20 protein-coding genes and 6 pseudogenes are annotated in these 21,797 nt (G+C 64.3%); 2 read left to right on the top strand and 24 right to left on the bottom strand.

What is annotated here, in order from left to right; all coding sequences use genetic code 11:
- Positions 1-128: 128 nt before the first annotated feature.
- The 3 genes from gltX to ACPFMJ_RS00380 form a co-directional block, all read right to left on the bottom strand.
- Entirely contained in the window at positions 129-1,544 is a 1,416-nt protein-coding gene (gene gltX, locus ACPFMJ_RS00390) for a glutamate--tRNA ligase (RefSeq protein WP_424363933.1), read from the bottom strand.
- Positions 1,433-4,120, bottom strand: a complete 2,688-nt coding sequence (locus ACPFMJ_RS00385) for a DUF3772 domain-containing protein (RefSeq protein ID WP_424361940.1) — start codon at positions 4,118-4,120, stop codon at positions 1,433-1,435. The genes gltX and ACPFMJ_RS00385 overlap by 112 nt, the downstream gene beginning before the upstream one ends.
- Positions 4,121-4,182: 62 nt before the next feature.
- The gene (locus ACPFMJ_RS00380) at positions 4,183-5,283 is read right to left on the bottom strand and encodes a lysine-2,3-aminomutase-like protein (protein ID WP_424361939.1); all 1,101 of its coding nucleotides are present in this window, start codon (positions 5,281-5,283) and stop codon (positions 4,183-4,185) included.
- 191 nt (positions 5,284-5,474) lie between these two features.
- Between ACPFMJ_RS00380 and ACPFMJ_RS00375 the strand changes: the two genes are divergently transcribed.
- The gene (locus tag ACPFMJ_RS00375; RefSeq protein WP_424361938.1) at positions 5,475-5,693 is read left to right on the top strand and encodes a hypothetical protein; all 219 of its coding nucleotides are present in this window, start codon (positions 5,475-5,477) and stop codon (positions 5,691-5,693) included.
- A gap of 4 nt (positions 5,694-5,697) precedes the next feature.
- On the opposite strand, the gene epmA is transcribed toward ACPFMJ_RS00375, so the two are convergent.
- Positions 5,698-6,738 carry an EF-P lysine aminoacylase EpmA gene (gene epmA, locus ACPFMJ_RS00370; RefSeq protein ID WP_424361937.1) on the bottom strand — a complete coding sequence of 347 codons (1,041 nt, stop codon included), beginning with the start codon at positions 6,736-6,738 and terminating at the stop codon, positions 5,698-5,700.
- A gap of 139 nt (positions 6,739-6,877) precedes the next feature.
- Between epmA and efp the strand changes: the two genes are divergently transcribed.
- A complete protein-coding gene (efp, locus tag ACPFMJ_RS00365) occupies positions 6,878-7,489 on the top strand; it encodes an elongation factor P (RefSeq protein ID WP_424361936.1) in 612 nt (203 codons plus the stop codon).
- Between the two features lie 36 nt (positions 7,490-7,525).
- Here efp and ACPFMJ_RS00360 read toward each other — a convergent pair whose 3' ends face one another.
- The 20 genes and pseudogenes from ACPFMJ_RS00360 to ACPFMJ_RS00265 all read right to left on the bottom strand — a co-directional run bounded on the left by ACPFMJ_RS00360 (position 7,526) and on the right by ACPFMJ_RS00265 (position 21,782).
- Complete coding sequence (locus ACPFMJ_RS00360; RefSeq protein WP_424361935.1) at positions 7,526-7,870, bottom strand: hypothetical protein; 345 nt, start codon at positions 7,868-7,870, stop codon at positions 7,526-7,528.
- Positions 7,871-7,954: 84 nt separating this feature from the next.
- The gene (locus tag ACPFMJ_RS00355; RefSeq protein ID WP_424363932.1) at positions 7,955-8,326 is read right to left on the bottom strand and encodes a very short patch repair endonuclease; all 372 of its coding nucleotides are present in this window, start codon (positions 8,324-8,326) and stop codon (positions 7,955-7,957) included.
- Positions 8,327-8,486: 160 nt separating this feature from the next.
- A complete protein-coding gene (locus ACPFMJ_RS00350; protein WP_424361934.1) occupies positions 8,487-9,713 on the bottom strand; it encodes a DNA cytosine methyltransferase in 1,227 nt (408 codons plus the stop codon).
- A 58-nt stretch (positions 9,714-9,771) separates the two neighbouring features.
- On the bottom strand, positions 9,772-11,448 hold the full coding sequence (locus ACPFMJ_RS00345) for a ribonuclease J (protein ID WP_424361933.1): 1,677 nt from the start codon (positions 11,446-11,448) through the stop codon (positions 9,772-9,774).
- Positions 11,445-12,221 (bottom strand): biotin--[acetyl-CoA-carboxylase] ligase, encoded by a 777-nt coding sequence (locus ACPFMJ_RS00340; RefSeq protein WP_424361932.1) that lies wholly within the window; start codon positions 12,219-12,221, stop codon positions 11,445-11,447. The genes ACPFMJ_RS00345 and ACPFMJ_RS00340 overlap by 4 nt, the downstream gene beginning before the upstream one ends.
- Before the next feature lie 10 nt (positions 12,222-12,231).
- Positions 12,232-12,480, bottom strand: a complete 249-nt coding sequence (locus ACPFMJ_RS00335; protein WP_424361931.1) for a hypothetical protein — start codon at positions 12,478-12,480, stop codon at positions 12,232-12,234.
- Positions 12,481-12,534: 54 nt separating this feature from the next.
- Entirely contained in the window at positions 12,535-13,170 is a 636-nt protein-coding gene (locus ACPFMJ_RS00330) for an NADH-quinone oxidoreductase subunit N (RefSeq protein ID WP_424361930.1), read from the bottom strand.
- Positions 13,143-13,427, bottom strand: a complete 285-nt coding sequence (locus tag ACPFMJ_RS00325) for a hypothetical protein (protein ID WP_424361929.1) — start codon at positions 13,425-13,427, stop codon at positions 13,143-13,145. Before ACPFMJ_RS00325 ends, ACPFMJ_RS00330 begins: the two co-directional genes overlap by 28 nt.
- 34 nt (positions 13,428-13,461) lie before the next feature.
- Positions 13,462-15,147, bottom strand: a pseudogene (locus ACPFMJ_RS00320) (NADH-quinone oxidoreductase subunit M).
- A gap of 15 nt (positions 15,148-15,162) precedes the next feature.
- A pseudogene (nuoL, locus tag ACPFMJ_RS00315) lies at positions 15,163-17,201 on the bottom strand (NADH-quinone oxidoreductase subunit L).
- Positions 17,202-17,207: 6 nt separating this feature from the next.
- Positions 17,208-17,515 (bottom strand): annotated as a pseudogene (gene nuoK / locus ACPFMJ_RS00310) (NADH-quinone oxidoreductase subunit NuoK).
- On the bottom strand, positions 17,512-18,018 hold the full coding sequence (locus ACPFMJ_RS00305; RefSeq protein ID WP_424361928.1) for an NADH-quinone oxidoreductase subunit J: 507 nt from the start codon (positions 18,016-18,018) through the stop codon (positions 17,512-17,514). The pseudogene nuoK and the gene ACPFMJ_RS00305 overlap by 4 nt, the downstream one beginning before the upstream one ends.
- A gap of 82 nt (positions 18,019-18,100) precedes the next feature.
- Positions 18,101-18,553 (bottom strand): NADH-quinone oxidoreductase subunit NuoI, encoded by a 453-nt coding sequence (gene nuoI / locus ACPFMJ_RS00300; protein ID WP_424363931.1) that lies wholly within the window; start codon positions 18,551-18,553, stop codon positions 18,101-18,103.
- Between the two features lie 163 nt (positions 18,554-18,716).
- Positions 18,717-19,716, bottom strand: a pseudogene (nuoH, locus tag ACPFMJ_RS00295) (NADH-quinone oxidoreductase subunit NuoH); the annotation flags it as partial.
- Positions 19,713-19,877: a hypothetical protein gene (locus tag ACPFMJ_RS00290; protein ID WP_424361927.1), complete on the bottom strand. Its 165-nt coding sequence runs from the start codon at positions 19,875-19,877 to the stop codon at positions 19,713-19,715. The gene ACPFMJ_RS00290 and the pseudogene nuoH, both read right to left, overlap by 4 nt.
- Positions 19,878-20,091: 214 nt before the next feature.
- Positions 20,092-20,602 (bottom strand): annotated as a pseudogene (locus ACPFMJ_RS00285) (molybdopterin-dependent oxidoreductase); the annotation flags it as partial.
- Positions 20,603-20,731: 129 nt separating this feature from the next.
- Positions 20,732-20,989: a molybdopterin-dependent oxidoreductase gene (locus tag ACPFMJ_RS00280; protein ID WP_424361926.1), complete on the bottom strand. Its 258-nt coding sequence runs from the start codon at positions 20,987-20,989 to the stop codon at positions 20,732-20,734.
- Between the two features lie 100 nt (positions 20,990-21,089).
- Positions 21,090-21,377 (bottom strand): annotated as a pseudogene (locus ACPFMJ_RS00275) (NADH-quinone oxidoreductase subunit NuoG); the annotation flags it as partial.
- Positions 21,265-21,585, bottom strand: a complete 321-nt coding sequence (locus ACPFMJ_RS00270) for a hypothetical protein (RefSeq protein WP_424361925.1) — start codon at positions 21,583-21,585, stop codon at positions 21,265-21,267. The pseudogene ACPFMJ_RS00275 and the gene ACPFMJ_RS00270, both read right to left, overlap by 113 nt.
- A complete protein-coding gene (locus tag ACPFMJ_RS00265) occupies positions 21,579-21,782 on the bottom strand; it encodes a 2Fe-2S iron-sulfur cluster-binding protein (RefSeq protein WP_424361924.1) in 204 nt (67 codons plus the stop codon). Before ACPFMJ_RS00265 ends, ACPFMJ_RS00270 begins: the two co-directional genes overlap by 7 nt.
- Positions 21,783-21,797: the final 15 nt, after the last annotated feature.

Here is a 21,797-nt window from a genome sequence, read left to right as displayed (position 1 = left end):
CTTGTGCGATGCAAAAAAGCTATAGCAACGGGGAAGCCTGTCAAGCTTCAAAGCGTTGCGAAACGCTCAGCCACAAGGCCATGATCACGAAGGCCAAGATCAATTTTGCGGCGCCGTCTTCGCCAAATTCAGGCGCTTTGATCCGCGATCCGCCCAAGGCTCTCCTCCCGCCCCAAAATCTCCAGCACGTCGAAAATGCCGGGAGAGGTCGAGCGACCGGTGAGCGCGGCGCGCAAGGGCTGGGCGAGATCGCCGAGCTTCACGCCGAGCTCGACGGAGAGATCCCGCACGACGCCTTCCGTCGCGGCCGCCGTCCATTCCGGGAGCGCTGCGAGTTTTGGGCCGAGAGCCGCAAGGCGCGCCTTGGCGTCGGTCGACAAAAGCTTCTGCGCCTTTTCGTCCATCGCCAGCGGGCGCTGCGCGAAGAGGAAAGCGGCGCCGTCGACAAGCTCGTTCAGCGTCTTCGCGCGCGCCTTGAGGCCCGGCAGCGCCGCGCGCAACTGCGCGCGCTTCCTGTCGTCCAGCGCGTCCGAGACCGCCGTGCCGCCTTCGAGATAAGGCAAAGTGTCGATGAGGATGCCGAATAGCTCGTCGTCCGCCGTATCGCGCAGATAATGCCCGTTCATGTTTTCGAGCTTCACGAAGTCGAAGCGCGCGGGCGAGCGATGCACCTGGGCGAGATCGAAAGCCTCGATCATTTCGGGCAGCGAGAAGAATTCCTTGTCGCCCTGGCTCCAGCCGAGACGCACGAGATAATTGCGCAGCGCCTGCGGCAGATAGCCCATGGCGCGATAGGCGTCGACGCCGAGCGCGCCGTGGCGCTTGGAGAGCTTCGCGCCGTCCGGCCCGTGGATCAGCGGAATATGCGCGAAGGCCGGAATGTCCCAGCCCATCGCCTGGTAGATATGCGTCTGGCGCGCCGCATTGGTGAGATGGTCGTCGCCGCGGATGATCTGCGTGACGCCCATGTCGTGATCGTCGACGACGACCGCGAGCATATAGGTCGGCGTGCCGTCCGAGCGCAGCAGAATGAAATCGTCGAGATCCTTGTTGGGGAAAACCACGCGGCCCTGCACGGCGTCCTCGATGACCGTCTCGCCCGCTTCCGGCGCCTTGATGCGCACGACATAGGGCGCGCCGGCGGGCGCCTCGGAAGGATCGCGGTCGCGCCAGCGGCCGTCATAGCGCGGCGGGCGCTTCTCGGCGCGCGCCTTCTCGCGCATCTCTTCCAGCTCCTGCGGCGTGGCGTAGCAGCGATAGGCCATGCCCTTGGCGAGAAGCTCATGCGCCACCTCGGCGTGACGGCCGGCGCGCGAGAACTGGTAGATGACGTCGCCGTCCCAATCGAGGCCGAGCCATTTCATGCCGTCGATGATGGCGTCGATCGCGGCCTGAGTGGAGCGCTCGCGGTCGGTGTCCTCGATGCGCAGCATCATCCGGCCGCCATGGCGCCTGGCGTAGAGCCAATTGAACAGCGCGGTGCGCGCCCCGCCGATGTGAAGAAAACCAGTGGGCGAGGGACGCGGACATGGGAGCGGCGTGATTCGGGACGTCTAGCACGCGCGCCGCGCCGGGGAAACTGCGGCGCGTCAGGCCTCCGCCTTCTCCGGCTCCGTCTCCTTGGCCTCAGGTCGAAATGCAGATCGCTTCGCACGCGCGAGGATTTCTCGACGTCCTCGACATAGCACCAAAGTTCGAATTTGAAGCCCGAGGCCTCCATGCCGAGGAACATCACCTGCGGCGCCGGGATGCGCAGCACGCCTTCCTGCGCCTTGGCGGCGACGAGCATGATGTCGCGAATCTGCTCGGGATCGACGCCGGGATGCGGCGCGATCGCCACCTTGATGCGACCCACGCGGTCGCCGCGCAGCCAGTTCTTGACGACGCCGCTGACAAGGTTGGAGTTCGGCACGATCATGGTCGCGCGGTCGAAGGTCTCGATCTCGGTCGAACGCACATTGATCCGCCGCACATAGCCTTGCTCGTCGCCGATCACGACCCAGTCGCCGACGCGGATCGCGCGCTCCCAGAGCAGGATGAGCCCGGAGACGAAATTGCCGACGATCGACTGCAGGCCGAAGCCGATGCCGACCGACAGGGCGCCTGCGACGATGGCGAGCTTTTCGACGCCGATGCCGACGCTCGACGCCGCTGTCAGGGCCGCCGCGAAGAAGCCGACATAGCCCAGCGTCGAGTTGATCGAACTGCGCAGGCCGACGTCGAGTCGGGTGAGCGGCAGCAGGCGTGTGTCCAGCCAGCGCCGAAAGCCCTGCACAGCCGCGAGGATGACGAGGAAAAGCCCGATCGCCGTGATCGCCGCCGAGGGCGAAATGGTGACGTCGCCGATCCTGAAGGAGACGAAGGCGCTGCGGATGTTGGCGAGAAGGTCGTTCGATTCGTAACCAAAAGGCGCAAGCGCCACGAGGCCGGCGGCGACCCAGATGAGGATGGTGACGACGCCCGACAGCAGCACGCCGATCGGCGCAAGCTGTTCGCGCTTCACGCCGAGCCCGTTGATCAGGCTGCGGCCGAGGAGACCCTCGGCGGAGAAGGCGTGCTCGACGCCGCCGGCGCTAAGGACGACGGACACGTAAAGCAGGAAGGCGACCGCGCCCGTCCAGGCCGCTTGCATGATCACGAAATTGGCGAAGGTGACGTATCCCGCCACGCAGGCGCCAAGGATAACGATCAGACAGAGCCCGCCGATAAGGCGCGCGACCATGAGCCAGTCCCGGCCCGTTCCGGTCGCCACGGCCTCGCCCTCCGCCGCCGCTTTTTGCGGGGCGAGCGACAGGATGGCCCAGAGCAGCAGCCCGGCCACGACCAGGGCGCCGACGCCGCGCGTCACGATGACGACCGGCAGGCCCGCCTGCACCGTCTCTTCAAGCTGTTCGACGAGCCGCGTGACCGAAAGGATGATCGCAGCCGTCGTCAGCAGGCGAACGAATAGCTTCGCCAGCCGGTCGCCGGGATCGACCACGCGCCAGTCGGGATGGGTCGGCGCGAAGACCGCTCGAGCGGCGCCGTAGACGAAGGAAACACGCGCGACCGCCTCGAAAATACGTCGCCAGAGCGGCTCCAGCGACGCGTCCAGAACGTTGAAACCGTCAAAGACCGCCCCCAGGGCGGCTGCGCCGGCGATGGGGACGACGCCTGCGACGAGCGCCGTCCAGCCGGCCGCCGCCGCCCGACGAATGGGGGTCGGCTTCTTGCCGCCATGATCGCGGGCGAGCACCCGCCGCGACAGAATGAAGGCGGGCGGCAAAGCCAGCAGGATCAGGGCGACGATCAACAGGAATTCGACGCGGCGGCTCTCGACCCGGCTGGCGAAATTGGCCCCGCGATCGGACAGGAAAGACGTCGCCGCGCCGATGACGGCGGGCGCGTCCGCCATGGCGGATCGCCAGAGGTCGACCGAGAAAAGGCCGTTCGTGCGAAGGAAAAGCGTCTTGGCGAAAAGGTCGCGCTGCCGGGCGACGATCGCCACCGACAATTGCCGCGTCTCCAGCAGCATGGCGCGCGCCCGCTTGAGCGTCGCGTCGATGGCGTCGAAAAGTTTGCGCTGCTCCACCAGTTCAGCGCTCGCGGCGGCTTCGGCGGTGGGCGCGGCCTCAGCCGGCGCCGGAACCGGCGCGGGTTGGGCGGCCTTCGCCGCGTCCGGCTTTGCGGCGTCCGGCTTTCCGCTTGGCGCCGGAAGGGCGGGACGGGACGGGGGCAAGGGAGCCGTCTTGGTCTGGGCGGCGGGAGGCGATGGCGCCGGCGCGGGTTGCGGCGCGGGCGTCGCCGGTTGCTCCGCAGGCTTCGCCTCGGCAGGTTTCGGCGCCAGTTCCTTCAGCCGCGCGTCCACGGCCGCTAGGCGCGGCGTCAAGGCGTCGATCGTCTCTTCCAGATCCCGCCTCAGCGGCTCCATACGCTCGCGCAATTGACGCAGGGCGCCGTCATGGAGGTTGGGATCCTCCAGCATCTTATGCGCTTCGTCGAGCGTTGCGCGGGTCCGGTCGAGCCGGGCGTTCACCTGTTCGAGCGTCGTAGGCGCGTCGTCAGCGCGCGCCACAAAGGCGGCAAGCGCGATGAAGAGCGTCGCCAAAAGCAGCGAGAGGGATAGCGAGGATCTCCGCAACGAGAATCTCCTGAAGGGGCTGACGCGAGTAAGCCGCGAATCGCGTCATTCTTTTGGCGATTCTAAAGGGCGTCGACATAATGGTGCACGCGCCCGGTCCTGTCCGTCACGCGCCAGGCCCCGTCCCCGTCGGGCTCCATCGCGGAAACGGGAACCTTTCCGTAGCCGCCGGGAATGTCGAGCACATAAGCCGGCAGGCCGATCCCGGTCACGCGGCGCGCCAGCTCGGCGTGGATGCGCTTCCCGCGTTCGATGGTCAGGCGAAAATGGCTCGTCCCCGGCGCAAGATCGGGATGGTGCAGGTAATAGGGCTTGACGTTCAGAGAGAGCAGCTCGCGCATCAGCCGCTCAAGCGCGTCAGGGTCGTCATTGACGCCCGCGAGCAGCACCGTCTGCGACAGCAGCGTCAAACCCGCCTCACGCAGGCTTGAAATGGCTTCGCGCGCCGCAGGCGACAATTCACGCGCATGATTGACGTGCAGGGCGACGTATAGCGCCTTGCCGCTTTCGCGCAGCGCGGCGAGCCGTTCCGGCGTCACGAGGTCCGGCGCCGCAGTCGGCGCGCGCGTATGGACGCGGAGGACGGAAACATGGGGGATCGCCGCGAGCCGCCGCGAGACCGCCGAGAGGCGCCGCGGGGAAAGCATCAGCGGATCCCCGCCGGTCAGAATGACTTCGAAAATCTGTGGCGTCCGGGCGATGTAATCGAGCGCGGCGTTGGTTTCCGCCTCGCCCAGAAGATCGCCCTTCCCGCGCCCGACCGTCTCGCGACGGAAGCAGAAGCGGCAATAAACCGGGCAGACCGTAAGGAGTTTCAACAGGACGCGGTCGGGATAACGATGCACGACGCCGGGAACGGGACTATGCGCCTCGTCGCCAATGGGATCGGCAAGTTCAGCCGGCAACGTCTCCAACTCGCGAGCATCCGGCAGGAACTGTCGCGCGATAGGATCGGCGGGATTAGAAGCGTCGATGAGGCTGGCGGTCTCCGGCGTCACGGCGACGCTGTAGCGCGCCTCCACCGCCGCAAGCGCCGCGCCTTCTTCGGCCGTCAGAGCGCCGATCTCGACGAGGTCGGCGACCGAGATCGCCGTCCGCTCCGAGGCCTTGCGCCCCGGTGAATTGGTAGCCGGCGCCAGCGCGGCGCCTCGCGTAAGTGCCATTTGTCTTTTCGGTAAATTACGCCGCGGAACCGCACGGGGGAGCAGTTCCCGATCTTTCCCCAGCCCTTATCGCTGCGCGCGCCGCGGATCGCAATGCGGCTCAATCCACACCATTTGAGTGTGAGAAATGCAAATCCACATTGACAGGCTCGTTAGATCACATAGATTATAGACTAATAGGAGATAGTCAGATGAACATCGACACTTTCGAACCCTCGGACGTCAGACCCATATCGACACATCGCGCGGCTGGCATGCGCAACCCCGCAAATACGAGGATGGGCATGCATCGGCCGCGCGCCGTCGCTGTCGCCATGCCGGCCGCCGCGCATCTGGAGTCCCTGGGCCTCGCCCTTCTCATCACCGCCGTCGCGAGCGCGCTCCCGCTGGTGATGATGCTGCACCAGTAAAGCGTCAGGGCGCTCCGCTCTCCGCGACTGGTGTCCACAGCACCTGCTCGATCCGCTCGGCGCCGGTCGCGAGCATCACGAGTCGGTCAAAGCCGAGCGCCACGCCGGAGGCCGGCGGCATTTGCGCCAACGCCGACAGAAAATCGTCGTCGATCGGGTAGCGTTCGCCGTAAATCCGCGCCTTTTCATTCATTTGCGCCTCGAAACGACGGCGCTGCTCCTGCGCGTCGGTGAGCTCCGCGAAGCCGTTGGCGACCTCAACCCCACAGACGTAAAGCTCGAAACGATCGGCGAAACGCGGATCCTCTTCCCGCGCCCGCGCCAGGGCCGCCTCGCTTGCGGGGTAATCTGTAAGGATTGTCGCCCGCTCGCTCCCCAGCCGGCCCTCGACCTTTTCCGACAATATCTTGCTGAAGAGGTCGGACCATGTGTCGTCCTCGGCGACGCGAACGCCATCGCGCGCCGCCGCCCTGGCGAGGCCGTCCCGATCACCCAGAAGCGCTTCGAGATCGACGCTGGCGTAGCGCGCGAAGGCCTCGCAGACCGAAAGGATTTCCGGCTCCGCAAAGGGATCGCAGGTCCGCCCGCGCCAGGAGAAATCGCTGGCGCCCGCCGCCGTCGCGGCGGCCGCCATGAGCCCCGCGCAGTCCTCGTAAATCCGAAGCGTCGGCTCGCCAGCGCGATACCATTCGAGCATGGTGAATTCGGGATGGTGCAGCGCCGAGCGTTCGCGGTTTCGAAAGACCCGCGCCAGCGTGAAAATCCGCTCCTCCCCCGCCGCCAGCAGTTTCTTGCAGGCGAATTCTGGAGAGGTGTGGAGATAGAGGCGGCTATGCGCGCCGTCGCCGCCGATCAACTCTGTGGAAAAGGCCGAAAGATGCGTTTCGTTCCCTCCAGAGACCTGAAGCGCGGCGGTTTCGACCTCCGTAAATCCTTCGGCCGCGAAAAAACGCCGCGCCGCGGCCGTTATCGCGCCGCGCGCCTTGAGAAACGGCTTGCGATCGGCGTAAACATCCCGAGCCCACCAGGGCGAAGCGCGCGTCATGTGCCCTCTCAAATCCTTGAGCGTGCCGCATCGGAAAAGGATTTGCCTTTTTCCGGGACATGCTCGGCGAGCGCCGATTGCTCGCGCGCGCGAAATATGGTCTTACCCCGTTCATAGACCAGCCGGGTCGAAGCCGGCAATGAACGCGAGCCGGCGCGCCGGCAATGAAGGAACCGAACCTGTGAAAGTCATCGCCAGCTCGATTCGCAAGGGCAATATCATTGAGCGTGAAGACGGCCAGCTCTACGTCGTGCTGACGGCCGAAAGCTTCTTTCCCGGCAAGGGCACGCCGACGACGCAGATCGACATGCGCCGCCTCTCCGACGGCGTGAAGGTCTCCGACCGCTACAAGACGACCGAGCAGGTCGAACGCGCCTTCGTCGAGGATCAGGATTTCAGCTTCCTGTACAATGACGATGACGGCTATCACTTCATGAACCAGGCGAGCTACGAGCAGATCGCCGTCCCGGCCGATACCGTCGGCGACCAGGCGCAGTGGCTGCAGGAGGGCATGCAGTGCATCCTCTCCATCTTCAACGGCGTCGCCGTCGGCATTCAGCTCCCCGCGCGCGTGACGCTCGAGATCGTCGAGACCGAGCCGGTCGTGAAGGGCCAGACGGCCTCGTCGTCCTACAAGCCCGCCAAGCTCTCCAACGGCGCGCGCGTGATGGTGCCGCCGCACATCCAGACCGGCACCCGCGTCGTCATCCAGACGGAAGACGGCGCCTATGTCGAGCGCGCGAAGGACTGACGCGTCATCGCCGCCGGGGTTTGCTTCCCGGCGGCTTTATTCCGCCGCCGCCCGTTCGATCAGGCTCGGCGTGATCGCCGCGAGAAGCTGCATTTTCGCATTGTCGCTCACCCGCTCTTCGGCGATGGGCTCGAAGCTCGTTTGAGCGACGGCGTCGACAAAGACGCCTTTGCCGAGCCCCACAGCCGAGACGGCGGCGCGCGTATCGTCGGCGCCGCCGACGCGATAGATCTGCGATTTATCGGTTTCCGTCGCCCGCGCCACGGCGGCGCGGAGCAAGGCGTCGGAAATGCGCGCATAGGCCAACAGCCTCTGGCTGATGCCATATGCCGTCGAAGATACAACAAACATCACGCTCACCCGCACATTGACTGACTGCATTATAGCAAGCGCCGGCCGCGCTTTCCCGCACCATCGCGAAGCGTCGTGAAACCGCGCCTTTTGTCGATATTCAAAGTTGAATGTTCACGCGCACAGGAAGCCGCGCAGCTTCGTTTCGAGCGCTTCCCCGTCTTTGATCTCGCACTCCCAAATGACGAGCGCCCGCCAGCCGAGTTCCGACAGACGCGCAAGATTTGCTTCGTCGCGCGCGCGATTGCGCGCGATCTTCGCGCGCCAGTAATCGGCGTTGACCTTCGGCATCCGCGCGCCGCGCGCGCAATCATGCCCGTGCCAGAAACAGCCATGCACGAAGATCGCCTGCTTGCGCCCGACATAGGCGATGTCGGGATGGCCGGGAACATCCTTGCGATGCAGGCGATATCCCGGCGCGAAGGACCGTAGTAGCGCGCGGACCGCAAGTTCCGGCGAGGTGTTGCGCGATTTTACGGCGCGCATGATGGCGGAGCGTTGCAGAGGGCTTTCTTTGCGCGTCACAGAGCCGCCTCCCCCGCCCTCCCCCGCTGACGCGGGAGAGGGAGCAGATTGCCGCCCTCATCACGATGGCCGATCGCGAGCGTCCCCTCTCCCGCAAAGCGCGGGAGGGACAGGGAGGGGGTCAAGCCGCCGCCCGAACGAACCCGCTAGATAAGAGCGGCTCGATCAGATGCGCCGCAATGTGCGCCACCGCCGGAACGACGACACCGTCACCCGTCAGGTGATAGGCCTCATTATAACGCTCGGGCAGCACGTAATCGTCGGGCAGCCCCATCAGCCGCGCCGTTTCGCGCGCCGAGATCAGCCGCGAGCGCACCCTGCCCTTTTCGACAACCAGCACAAATTGCCGGCTCGAACCGCCGGCCGGAGTGCGCAGGCAACCGGCGATGTCGTCGAAACGCGCCTCGGCGCGCTGGATTTTTTCGCCGTTCTCGTAACGCGTGCGACGATAGAGCGTGCCGACCATCCTCCGGCCCGCCCGTTTCGCTTCCTCGACCTTCGCCAGATTCACGTCGCTCATCATGCAGAGCAGCCGCTGCGTCTTCGCGGCATCATGCCAGCACACGCCTTTGGGCGTGCCTTCGATGACGTCCGCTAAGCTGGCGTTGCGCGGAAGCGGCTGCGGCAGACGCCACCACAGCCAGTTGGCTTTGAGATGATCGGGCAGGCGCTCGAAGGCGGCGGTCAGAGCGCGAGTGAAAAACGGGCTTCGCTCCGTCAGGGCGAGCGAAGCGACGCCATCCAGAACCGCATCCCGGCTCCTGGATCGCGTCGTCGGCTGCTCCATGCAATGACCGGCAGGAGCCGCGAGCGATTTCGGAACTAAACCATCGCCCCTCACCGCGACGATGAACAAACGCGGCCGGGACTGCGGCAGGAACAGCGCCGCATCGATGACGAGCGCGCCGAACTTGTAGCCCTCTCCCGCCAGCGCCTCGCAGATCGACTCGAAGTCCTTCCCGCCATGCGAGGTCAGCGCACCGCAGACATTTTCCAGCACGATTGTCGCCGGCGCGCGGCCTTCCGCGCGCAGCCCCTTCATCAATTCCCAAAACGGCCAGAACGTCCCCGAACGCGCGCCTTTCAGCCCTGCCCCATTGCCCGCGAGCGACAGGTCCTGACAAGGGAACGAAGCCCAGACGAGGTCGGCGCATCCGGGCAACTGGTCGGTCGTGATCTTGGCGACATCGCCGACATGAAGCGCCTCGCCCCCCCAGTTGCGACGATAGCTTTCGGCTTTCCTGGCGTCGAAATCATTGGCGAAGAGGCAGGTCCACCCCTGCCCCAGCCCCGCGCGCGCCATGCCGCCGCCGGCGAAGAATTCGTAGAAAGTGGGTTTGGCGGCCATTTTAGCGACTCGGGTTTGACGACCGAGTTTAGCGGCTTTGCTGTGGAATCGCGAACGGTCAGCCCGCCGACACCACCATCACATGGACGATGGGCTTCTTGCCCCAGACCGAATTGACCGCGCCGCGCACGGAGCGCTCGATGGCGGTCGAGATCGTGTCGGCGTCGCGGCGACGCGCGCGCGGCAGGCCCTCGAAGGTCGCGAACAGCGCCTCGTCGATGACCTCGCCCATATCCTCGCCGAACTTGCCCTTCTTCGGCACGCCGGCCGTGACGACGTCCGGATCGCCGACAAGCTCGCCCTTCTTGTCCACGGCGAGGGCGATGGAGATGACGCCCGCGAAGGAAAGCTTGCTGCGCTCTCGCACGGCGCCGTCGTCTTCGCTGATGACCACGTCGCCATCCTTGAGCAGACGGCCGTGCGGCAACTGATTGACGATCGCTGGGGGCCCGGGAAGAAGCTGAACCATGTCGCCGTCGCGCGCGGAGATCACATGCTCGACGCCGCGCGATTTTGCGAAGGCGACATGTTGCGTCAGATGATGCGCCTCGCCATGCACCGGCACGGCGAATTTCGGACGCACCCAGTCATACATCTGCGCGACCTCGCCCCGGCGCGGATGGCCGGAGCAATGGACGAGATGATCGTGATCCGTGATCACCTCGACGCCGAGATTGCACAGATTATTGATGACGCGATGCACCTCGCGCTGATTGCCGGGGATCGTGCGCGAGGAGAAAATCACGCGGTCGCCGGCGACGAGCTTGATCGAGGGATGGTCGTTCTGCGAGGCGCGCATCATAGCCGCGCGCGGCTCACCCTGGCTGCCGGTCGCAAGAACGAGAACTTTGTCGCGCGGCAGGTTCGGCAACATGTCTGGCGAGTGAAAGCCGGGCAAACCATCGAGATAGCCGCATTCGCGCGCAACCTGCACGACGCGATCCATGGCGCGGCCCGCGATCACGACGGTGCGGCCGCACGCCATTGCCGCTTCCGCGATGGCGCGAAGGCGCGCGACGTTGGAGGCGAAGGTCGTGATGATGACGCGGCCGGTCGCCTCGGCGATCAGCGGCTTGAGCACGCGCGCGACATCGCTTTCGGAGAAACTGTCGCCCTCGCGCAGAATATTCGTCGAGTCGCAGATCAGTACGTCGACGCCCTCGTCGCCAAGCGCGCGCAGGCGCGCTTCGTCGATGCGATTTCCGACGCCCGGCTGCGGATCGATCTTCCAGTCGCCCGTATGCAGTGCAGTTCCGAGCGGCGTTTTGATCGCGAGCGCGTTGGCCTCGGGAATGGAATGCGCAACAGCGACATATTCGACCGTGAAAGGATCAAGGTCGAGCACTGTGCCGGCATTGACCGTCTGAATGCCGATATTGGGCGCGCCGGGCTCGTTGAGCCGGCGCACTTCGAGAAGCCCCGCCGCGAAAGGCGTCGCATAGACCTTGCATTTGAGCTTTGGCCACAACGTCGCGAGCGCGCCGATATGATCTTCATGAGCATGGGTGATGCAGATCGCGACGAGGTCCCTCGCGATCTTCTCGACAAAGGCGATATCGGGAAAGACGACGTCAATGCCCGGCAGGTCCGCCCCCGGGAAGCCCAGGCCACAATCGACCATCAGCCATTTGCGCGCCTTTGGCGGGCCGTAACCATAAAGGGCGAGATTCATCCCGATCTCGCCGACGCCGCCGAAGGGAACGAAGACGAAGTCCGCGTCCGAAGCCGCCGTCATGCGCGGGCTCCTTCCGTCTTGCGGGGCCCGAGGAGAACGTCCCCGGCCTCGATGGCGCGTCTGCCGGAAGCCGTCTCGAGCACGAGACGCCCGGTCGCGTCGATCGTCTCAAAGCGGCCTTCAAGCGTTTCGGACGACAGGGCCACGCGGATATCCTCGCCGAGCGCGGAGGCGGACGCCAGCCACTCGGTTCGGATCGCAGCAAAGCCTTCGCCGCCTTTCCAAAGATCGAGCGTATCCGCGAGCGCGTCGGAGAAGTGCAAAAACAAGACTTCCGCTGTCGGCGCGATGGCGCCGAGTTCGGACAGGGCGCGCGCGGGATATGGGAGCCCCTCGGGCGCTCGCGCGACGTTCACCCCAACGCCGATTATCGCGGTTGGGAGGGTCGAGGCGTTCACGCATTCGAGCAGAATGCCGCCGAGCTTTGCGCCGTCAAACAACAAGTCGTTGGGCCACTTCAGTTTGAAAGCGTCCCTTCCGATCACGGCGCGCAACGCCCTGATCGCAGCGACGCCGGCGACGAAACCAAGCTCCGGGGCGACACGCGCCTCGGAGAAGCCACTGTAGACAAAACTTGTGTAGAGATTGCCGGCGGGAGAAATCCATTCCCGCCCCAAACGTCCGCGCCCATTTTTTTGTGCCGAGGCGACGATCCAGAGCGGGCCGCGCTTGCCGGACTCGATCAGGCGGCGCGCTTCCTCATTGGTGGAGTCGATCTCGCCGAGATGGAGTACGCGAACGCCGCGAGCGCGCGCAAGACTGCCGAGTTGCACGCGCTCGCGATCAAAAGAGCGATTTCGCTGCGGCGCTCGCCGCGGTCATCAGCGGTGCGGGATAGATCCAGAAGACCAGGAGGAAAATCGCCGTGATCGCCAGGATCGCGCGCGGCGCGAGCGGCGCGGGATCGAAGGCCGGCGCCGGCTCGTCGAAATACATCGTCTTGACGATGCGCAGATAGTAATAGGCCGCCACCGCCGAAACGCCGACGACGGCGAGCGGATAGAGACCCGCATCCACGGCCGCGAGCAGCACGTAGTATTTCGCGAAGAAGCCCGCGAGCGGCGGAATGCCGGCGCAGCGAGAACATCAGCATGGCGAGGAAGAAAGCCAAACGTCAGGCTGTTCGTCGCGCGAGCCCGGCGAGATCGAGATATTTCTCGACATTGCCGCCGATCCGCGCATGGCGAGGATCGCGGCGAAGGCGCCGAGCGTCATCGCGACGTAGATCGCAAGATAGATCAGAACGCCGCGAACGGCGGCTTCGGTGCCGGCGGCGAGGCCAATCAGCGCGAAGCCCATGTGGCCGATCGAGGAGTAGGCCATCAGTCGCTTGATGTTTTTCTGGCCGATCGCCGCGAAGGAGCCGAGCAGCGTCGAGGCGATCGCGAGGAAGATAACGATCTGCCGCCATTGCGACGCGGCGCCGGGAAGGCGGCGGTGGTGAACGCGCGCGAGGATCGCCACGGCTGCGAGTTTCGCCGCTGAGGCGAAGAAGGCCGTCACGGGCGTCGGCGCGCCTTCATAGACGTCGGGCGTCCACATGTGGAACGGCACGGCAGACATTTTGAACGCCAGACCCGCGAGCACGAAGACGAGGCCGAAGTCACGCCGAGCGCGGATGTTTCCGGCAGCTGAGCGATCGCCGGCGAAGTCGACGTGCCGGTCGAAGCCGTAAGGAGCGACGCCGTAAAGCATCATGCCCGAGGAGAGCGCGCCAAGCACGAAATATTTGAGGCCGGATTCGCTCGAGCGTACGTCGTCGCGCGTTGAAGGCGGCGACGACGTAGAGCGCCAGCGACATCAGCTCGAGTCCGAGATAGAGCGCGATGAGGTTGTCCGCCGAGATCCATCAGCATCATGCCGAGCGTCGCGAGCAAGATCAGCACCGGATATTCGAACAGCAAAAGTTTCGTGCGGCGGAAATTGTCGAACGTCATCAGCAGCGTCAGTGCTGCGCCAACGAGGATGACCGCCTTCACGAAGCGCGAGAAGGCGTCGTATATGAACGCGCCGTTAAAAACGGTCGAAGAACCGCTTTGCTCGACGCTGAACGATCGCCGGCTGCGCGAGGCCCAGCACGCCGAAGAGACGAGTTACGGCCAGCAGCTTCGCCTTCTCGCCGCGCGAAACGCGCCCATCAGCAGAACGATAGCACCGAGCGCAAGAATGAGCTCGGGCAGGAAGTGATGCAGGAGTTCTGCTATCGACATTGATACCGTCCGTCGTGGCCGAGGCGGCGAGCGTCACCGCGCCGAGTAGCGCCGATAATTTTCGACAAGTTTTGGTCGTCGAGGCCGCCGTCACGTCCAGCACCGGCGACGGATACACGCCATAGAAGATCGTCAGCAAGATGAGCGGCGCGAAGATCGCGACCTCGCGCGGCGATAGATCGATGATGCCCTTGAGGCTCGCCTTCTCCAGCGCGCCGAAGATAACGCGACGGTAGAGATAGAGAGCGTACGATGCCGAAAGGATGACGCCGGTCGCGGCGATGATCGCGACCCAGCTATTGGCCTTGAAGGCGGCGAGCGAGCGTCAGGAACTCGCCGATGAAGCCCGACGTGCCCGGCAGGCCGACATTGGCCATGGTGAAGAGCATGAAGACGAAGGCGTAGAGGCATGCGGTTCACGAGCCCGCCATAGGCCGCAATCTCGCGCGTATGCATGCGGTCGTAAATGACGCCGACACACAGGAAGAGCGCGCCGACGACGACGATGCCGTGCGAGATCATCTGGAACATCGCGCCCTGCACGCCCTGCTGCGTCAGGGTGAAGAGGCCCATCGTCACATAGCCCATATGCGCGATGGACGAATAGGCGATGAGCTTCTTGATGTCCTCCTGCACCAGCGCGACGAGCGAGGTGTAGACGATCGCCACGATCGACAGCGCATAGACGAGCGGCGCGAAATCTGCCGAAGCGTCGGGAACATCGGCAGCGAGAAGCGCATGAAGCCGTAACCGCCCATCTTCAGAAGGATCGCTGCGAGGATGACAGAGCCCGCTGTGGCGCTTCGACATGCGCGTCGGGCAGCCAAGTGTGCACCGGCCACATCGGCATCTTCACCGCGAAGGAGGCGAAGAAGGCGAGCCACAGCCAGGTCTGCATTTCGCGGGAACTTCGGTCTTCAGCAGCGTCGGGATGTCGGTCGTGCCGGCGTGCCAGTACATCGCCATCATGGCGAGCAGCATCAAGACCGAGCCGAGCGAGCGTATAGAGAAAGAACTTGAAGCTCGCGTAGACGCGGCGCTTGCCGCCCCAGATGCCGATGATCAGGAACATCGGAATGAGGCCGCCCTCGAAGAACAGATAGAAGAGCACGATATCGAGCGCGCAGAACACGCCGATCATCAGCGTCTCGAGCACGAGGAAGGCGATCATATATTCCTTGACGCGCTTCTCGACCGATTGGAAGGAAGCGAGGATCGCGAAAGGCATCAGGAACGTGGTCAGGAGCACGAACGGCATCGAGAAGCCGTCGACGCCCATCTTGTACTTCAGCGGACCGAGCCAGGGGTATTCCTCGACGAACTGGAAGCCCGCCGACGAGCTGTCGAAGTTGATCCAGATGAGGAGCGAAACCACGAAGGTAACGAGCGTCGTCCAAAGTGCAATCCAACGCGCATTGCCCTTGGCTTCAGGTTCGCCGCGCTGCGTGAGGATGAAGGCCGCGCCGACGAGCGGGAGGAAGGTCGTGATCCGGAAGGATGTTGCTCATGCCGAAGATCCCGCCGAACAGAGCGTTATAACTCCGGCCACGAGCCAGGTGACGATGGCCGCGACGCCGATGAGCATCGCGAAGGCGTAGTGGTAGAGATATCCCGTCTGCAGCTTGATCACGCGATCGCGCGTAACGTCGTCGACGCGCGCGGCCACGCCGTCCGGACCGATTGCCCCGTCGATGATGGCGCCGTCGCCGCCCTTCCAGAAAGGCGGCCGATCGCGAAGGCAGGCTTCACGAAGATAAAGTTGTAGAGCTCGTCGAAATACCACTTGTTCAGCAGGAACTGGTAGAGCCGCGGGAAAGCGCCCGCGCTTCGGCAACCACGCCGCTCCGCAGCAGTAGACGTATGCAACGCCAGGAAGCCCGAGAAGCATCATGCCACGAACGGCGAGAGCGACCCAGGCCGGGATGTCGTGCATCTCGTGCAGGATGTGATTGTGCTCGCCAACGAAGAGCGCGCCCTTCCAGAATTCGTCGAACGCATGTCCGGCAAACTCGGGCTCGAAGACGAAGCCGGCCACGACCGCGCCCACCGCCAGCACAGCGAGCGGGACAAGCATCACGAGCGGCGACTCATGCGGCTTGTGATCGCCCATGGTGGCCGTGATCGTCATGGGCGTGATCGTCATGGCCATGCGCGTGATCATCGTGGCCATGCGCTCGCGCGCGTCTTGCCGTAGAACGTCATGAAGACGAGGCGCCAGGAATAGAAGGAGGTCAATCCAGCAGCGATGACGTGCTGATGAAGCCGTAGAGCGCAGCCGGATGATGGCCGCTCGCGGCGTAAGCCGCCTCGATGATGGCGTCCTTCGAGAAGAAGCCGGCAAAGCCGATGCGGAACGCCGACGCCGGTCAAGCGCCAGCGTGCCGATCATCATCATGGCGAAGGTGAAGGGAATGTCCTTTCGCAAGCCCGCCCATCGCGCGCATGTCCTGCTCGTGATGCATCGCATGGATGACCGAGCCTGCGCCGAGGAAGAGCAGCGCCTTGAAGAAGGCGTGGGTAAAGAGGTGGAACATGCCGGCGAATAGCGCCGATGCCTTCAGGCCACGAACATGTAGCCGAGCTGCGAGCAGGTCGAATAGGCGATGACGCGCTTGATGTCGTTCTGCACGAGGCCGACGTCGCGGCGAAGAAGGCCGTAATCGCGCCGATGAACGTCACGAAGGCCAAGGCGTCCGGCGCATGCTCGAAGATCGGCGACAGGCGCGCGACCATGAAGACGCCTGCCGTCACCATCGTCGCGGCGTGGATAAGGGCCGAGACACGGGCGTCGGGCCTTCCATCGCGTCGGCAGCCAGGTGTGCAGCAAGAACTGCGCCGACTTGCCCATCGCGCCCATGAACAGAAGAAGCGAAATCGTCGTCAGGATGTCGACGTCATGTCCCGCGAAGTTGAAGGTCTTGCCAACAGCACCCGGAACAGCGGTGAAGAGCGCGTCCAAATTGACCGTGTGGAAGACGAAGAACAGGGCGAAAGATGCCGAGCGCGAAACCGAAATCGCCAACGCGGTTGACGACGAAGGCCTTGATGGCGGCGCGCGTTGGCGGAGGGCTTCTGTACCAGAAGCCGATGAGCAGATAGGAGGCGAGGCCGACGCCTTCCCAGCCGAAGAACATCTGCACGAGATTGTCGGCCGTCACCAGCATCAGCATCGCGAAGGTGAAGAGCGACAGATAGGCGAAGAAGCGCGGGCGCGGTCGGATCATCGTGCATGTAGCCGATGGAATAGAGATGCACGAGTGAAGAGACCGTCGTTACGACGACGAGCATGACCGCGGTCAGCGTGTCGACGCGCAGCGACCACGAAATGTCGAGTTCGCCGGAGGTTATCCAGCGCAACAGCGTGACCTCGTGGGTCTCGTGACCGAGCGCCACTTGAAAAAAGACGATCCACGAAAGCACGGCAGCGAGCATCAGGAACGAGGTCGTGATGATTTCGCACGGCCGCGCTCCAATGACGCGACCGAAAAACCCTGCGATGAGCGCGCCTGCAAGCGGCAGAAAAACGATGGCGGCGTAAATCATCCCGCCTCACCCCTTCATCATGTTGATGTCTTCGACCGCGATGGTGCCGCGGTTGCGGAAATAGACGACCAGGATGGCGAGACCGATCGCCGCTTCGGCGGCGGCGACGGTCAGCACGAAGAGCGCGAAGACTTGCCCGACGAGATCACCAGCGAAGTCGAGAAGGCGACGAAGTTGATGTTCACGCGACAAGAAGCATCAGCTCGACCGACATGAGGATGACGATGATGTTCTTGCGGTTGAGAAAGATGCCGCGACGCCGAGCGTGAAAAGATCGCGGCGACGACGAGGTAATGACCAAGACCGATTGTCATTCGGCAGCCTCCGGATGCTTGACGGTCGGCGGGATGACGGAGCCGCCGCTCGGAACCTTCTTGATCTCGACGACGGTTTGCGCGTCCGCGCGCGTTCTGGGCTTGATGTTCTGGCGCTTCACATTCGGACGGTGATGCAGCGTCAGCACGATCGCGCCGATCATCGCGGTGAGCAGCACCAGCGCCGCCGCCTGAAAGAAGATGACGTATTTCGTGTAGAGCACGCGCCGAGAGCGGCGGTGTTGGTGACGTTGGCGGCGATCCGGCGGAACCGGGGCCGCGACATTCAAGGTCGATGCGGCGGTCAAGCCTCGATACCCGACTAATGCGAGGATTTCAGCGAGAACGACGCCGCCCACGAGCGCACCGACGCCAGCATTCTTGATGAAGCCTGCTTTCAGCTCTGCGAAGTCGACGTCGAGCATCATGACGACGAAGAGGAACAGCACCGAAACCGCGCCGACATAGACGACGACGAGCAGCATCGCCAGGAACTCGCGCATTCAAAAGCAGGAAGAGGCCCGCGCCGTTGCAGAAGGCGAGGATCAGGAACAGCACCGAATGCACGGGATTGCGCGCGGACGATCACCCCGAGGCGACCGATCGAGGATTCGCGAAGATAGAAGAAGAGAGCCCACGGTCTCGATGCCTGCTCGCTTCTTCACCGGTAGGGCGCGTCGAGCGCGATGTTGCGGCGATCTCGCGTTCCCAGCGCGCGCCGTTCTCGAGCAGGCGCTCCTTGTGTAGTAGAGCTCCTCGCGCGTTTCGGTCGCGAATTCGTTCGGGCCTTCGACGATGGCGTCGACCGGGCAGGCCTCCTGGCAGAGAGCCGCAATAGATGCACTTCACCATGTCGATGTCGTAGCGCGTCGTGCGGCGCGTGCCGTCGTTGCGGCGCGGACCGGCTTCGATCGTGATCGCCTGCGCCGGGCAGATCGCCTCGCACAGCTTGCAGGCGATGCAGCGTTCTTCGCCGTTCGGATAGCGGCGCAGCGCATGCTCGCCGCGGAAGCGCGGCGACTGCGGGCCTTTTCTCATGCGGATAGTTGATCGTCTTCTTCGGCTTGAAGAAGTAGCGCATCGTCAGAAAGAAAGCCGAGACGAATTCGGTCAGGAAGAAGGACTTTACGCCCTGATCCAGTCTCATGACATAAACCTCAACCAGCAGCCAGCGCGGGCCCGAACTGCACCGCCGCTGCGTGAGGATGACCATGACGAGCGAGATCGGCAGGAAGATTTTCCAGCCGAGTCGCATCAGCTGATCATAGCGATAGCGCGGCACGATCGCCTTCACCATGGCGAACATGAAGAAGACCATCACGACTTTGATCAGGAACCAGAATATTCCGGGTACGACATTGAGCGGCCAGATATCAAGCGGCGGCAACCAGCCACCGAGAAAGAGAATGGTCGTCAGCGCGCACATAGTGGTGATCGCGACGTACTCGCCGAGCATATAGAGAAGAAGGCGTCGCCGAATATTCGATCATGAAGCCCGCGACGAGCTCCGATTCGGCTTCGACGAGGTCGAAGGGCGGTCGGTTCGTCTCGCCAGGCCGAGACGAAGAAGACGACGAACATCGGGAAGAGCGGCAGCCAATGCCAATCGAGGAACGAATTCGTCAGACCGAGGCGCGTGCCGATGCCGGCCTCCTGCGCGTTGACGATGTCGGTGACGTTCAGCGAGCCGGCGCAAAGCAGCACGCAGACGATCACGAAGCCGATCGAAACTTCGTAGGACACCATCTGCGCGGCCGAACGCAAGCGCCCATAAAGGGGATATTTCGAGTTCGACGCCCAGCCACCCATGATGATGCCGTAGACGCCGAGCGACGAGATTGCGCGAAGATATAGAGAATGCCGACATTGATGTCGCCGACGACCCAGCCGCCGTCGTTCACCGGAATCACCGCCCAGGCTGCGATGGAGAGCGTCGCCATGATGAAGGGCGCGAACAGGAATATGCCCTTGTTCGCCGTGTCCGGGATCACCGGCTCCTTCAGCGCGAACTTGATGAAGTCCGCGAAGCTCTGCAGCAGACCCCAGGGGCCGACGACGTTCGGGCCGCGCCGCATCTGCACCGCCGCCCAGATCTTGCGGTCGGCGAGAATCAGTAGGAATGCGATGATGACCAGCAGAACAACGAGCATGAGCAGCGAGAAGCCGATCAGCGCTAAAATGTTCCAGCCGTAGTCGGTCATAAATGTCTGCAGCGATTCGAGCATACGTCCCTACTCCGCCGCTTTGAGTTGCTGGCTTTTCGAAGCCTTGAGCGCGAGCATTCCGCCATGACCGCCGAGGCGCGCGCGACCGGATTGGTGAGGTAAAAATCGGCGATCGCTGGAGACGAACGGCTCTTCATCGCGACCGCCGGATGATTGGCGAGTCGTTTCGATCGTCCCGAAACGACGCGCGTCTCTATCGTATCGAGAGCCGCGAGCTGATGCGGGTAGCCTCGAAACAGCGCCGGCGCAGCGCCGCGCAGCGTTGTCGAAGGGAAGCGGATCGCCGAGAGCTCCGGAGAGCGCGCGCAAAATCGCCCAGTCCTCGCGGGCGCTCGCCGGGCGGGAAGACGCGCGCGACCGCTGCTGCGTACGGCCCTCGGTATTGACGTAGGTCGCGCTCTTCTCGTGTATAGGCGGCGCCCGGCAGGATCACGTCAGCGCGATGCGCGCCGCGGTCGCCATGCGTGCCGATATAGACGACGAAGCGCCGTCGCGACTGAGTTTCGTCGATCATTCGTCGGCGCCGAGCAGGAAGAGGAGGTCCGTGGGCCCGGGCGCGGCCATCCACGCGGACATCTTGCCGCCCTTCCCCGGAACGAAGCCCAGTCCAGGCCGCCGACCCGCGCCGCCGCCGTATGCAGCACGCCGAAGCCGTTCCAGCCGTCGCGATCCGCCGCCGCGCGGCGCCGCCTGAATGCGGGCAGCGCAGCACGGCGTCGCCGTCGGGCGCGCGAGCGCCCTGCCCGACGAGCACCATCGGCTTTGCCGCAGCCTTCAAAACCTCTGCGAAGGGATGCTTGCCGCTGGCGATATCCGCAAGGGTATCCGGACCAGCGCCGAGATAGTCGTAATCATAGGTCAGATCGGCCTTCTCGCCGACGAGCGAGATCTTCGTGGAAACCGCCCTTCAGCCAGCGCTTGCGGATGCGCGCGTTGAGAACCGGCTTCCTTGCGCGGATTGGCGCCGACGATGAGCAGCGCGTCCGCCTGCTCAATGCCGGCGATCGTCGGAATTGAAGAGGTAGGAGGCGCGACCGAGCTTGGGATCGAGCGCGCGCCGTCCTGCCGGCAGTCGAGCGACGACGCGCCGAGGCGAGCAGAGCAGCTTCAGCGCGAAAATCTCTTCGGCGGCGGCGAGATCTCCCACGATGGCGCCGGTGCGGGCCGGCGCGGTCGCCTTGCGCTTGGCGGCGATCAGGTCGAAGGCCTCTTTCCAGGACGCCGGGCGCAGACGGCCATTCTCGCGCACATAGGGGCGATCGAGGCGCTGACGCGCGAGGCCGTCCGACGACCTGGCGCGTCTTGTCGGAGATCCATTCCTCGTTCACCGCGTCGTTGACGCGCGGGAGAATGCGCATGACCTCGCGACCGCGCGTGTCGACGCGGATATTGGAGCCGAGGGCGTCCATAACGTCGACCGTCTCGGTCTTCTGATATTCCCAGGGACGCGCGCGGAAGTTCTGCGGCTTGGGCAGCAGCGCGCCGACGGGGCAGAGATCCGCGACGCATTGCCCTGCAGCTCGGTCATGCCGTCTGGAGATAGGTGGTGATCTCCATGTCCTCGCCGCGGCCGATCGCGCCCATGTCGGACGTGCCGGCGACCTCGGCGTGAAGCGGACGCAGCGCGTGCAATGGATGCAGCGCGTCATCTCGGTCTTGACCAGCGGGCCGATATACTTGTCCTCGACCGCGCGCTTGTTCTCGGCGATAGCGCGAGGACTCGCCGCCGAAGGCGAGCGCCTGATCCTGCAGATCGCATTCGCCGCCCTGATCGCAGATCGGGCAGTCGAGCGGATGGTTGATGAGCAGGAATTCCATCACGCCTTCGCGCGCCTTCTTCACCATCGGGACTTGGTGAGACTTCCGGCGGCGCGCCGTTCGGGCCGGACGCAAATCCTTGACCGCCATCGCGCAGGAGGCGTCGGCTTGGGCGGGCCGCCCTTCACCTCGACGAGGCACATGCGGCAATTGCCGGCAATGGACAGGCGCTCGTGATAGCAAAAGCGCGGCACCTCGGCGCCCGCTTCCTCGCACGCCTGCAACAGCGTGAATTCGGC

Source organism: Methylocystis parvus (genome assembly GCF_049675845.1).
Classification (GTDB): Bacteria; Pseudomonadota; Alphaproteobacteria; order Rhizobiales; family Beijerinckiaceae; genus Methylocystis; species Methylocystis parvus_A.
Note: the sequence above shows the minus strand (reverse complement) of the source record. Positions and strands in the feature narration are given on the sequence as shown.

Excerpts from the sequence above, each read along its gene's own strand:
- ACPFMJ_RS00380 (WP_424361939.1), bottom strand. The coding sequence starts at position 5,283 with ATGGCACTTACGCGAGGCGCCGCGCTGGCGCCGGCTACCAATTCACCG.
- ACPFMJ_RS00375 (WP_424361938.1), top strand. The coding sequence starts at position 5,475 with ATGAACATCGACACTTTCGAACCCTCGGACGTCAGACCCATATCGACA.
- epmA (WP_424361937.1), bottom strand. The coding sequence starts at position 6,738 with ATGACGCGCGCTTCGCCCTGGTGGGCTCGGGATGTTTACGCCGATCGC.
- efp (WP_424361936.1), top strand. The coding sequence starts at position 6,878 with ATGAACGCGAGCCGGCGCGCCGGCAATGAAGGAACCGAACCTGTGAAA.
- ACPFMJ_RS00360 (WP_424361935.1), bottom strand. The coding sequence starts at position 7,870 with ATGCAGTCAGTCAATGTGCGGGTGAGCGTGATGTTTGTTGTATCTTCG.
- ACPFMJ_RS00355 (WP_424363932.1), bottom strand. The coding sequence starts at position 8,326 with ATGCGCGCCGTAAAATCGCGCAACACCTCGCCGGAACTTGCGGTCCGC.
- ACPFMJ_RS00350 (WP_424361934.1), bottom strand. The coding sequence starts at position 9,713 with ATGGCCGCCAAACCCACTTTCTACGAATTCTTCGCCGGCGGCGGCATG.
- ACPFMJ_RS00345 (WP_424361933.1), bottom strand. The coding sequence starts at position 11,448 with ATGACGGCGGCTTCGGACGCGGACTTCGTCTTCGTTCCCTTCGGCGGC.
- ACPFMJ_RS00305 (WP_424361928.1), bottom strand. The coding sequence starts at position 18,018 with ATGCGCGAGTTCCTGGCGATGCTGCTCGTCGTCGTCTATGTCGGCGCG.
- nuoI (WP_424363931.1), bottom strand. The coding sequence starts at position 18,553 with ATGAGAAAAGGCCCGCAGTCGCCGCGCTTCCGCGGCGAGCATGCGCTG.
- ACPFMJ_RS00290 (WP_424361927.1), bottom strand. The coding sequence starts at position 19,877 with ATGAAGAGCCGTTCGTCTCCAGCGATCGCCGATTTTTACCTCACCAAT.
- ACPFMJ_RS00270 (WP_424361925.1), bottom strand. The coding sequence starts at position 21,585 with ATGGTGAAGAAGGCGCGCGAAGGCGTGATGGAATTCCTGCTCATCAAC.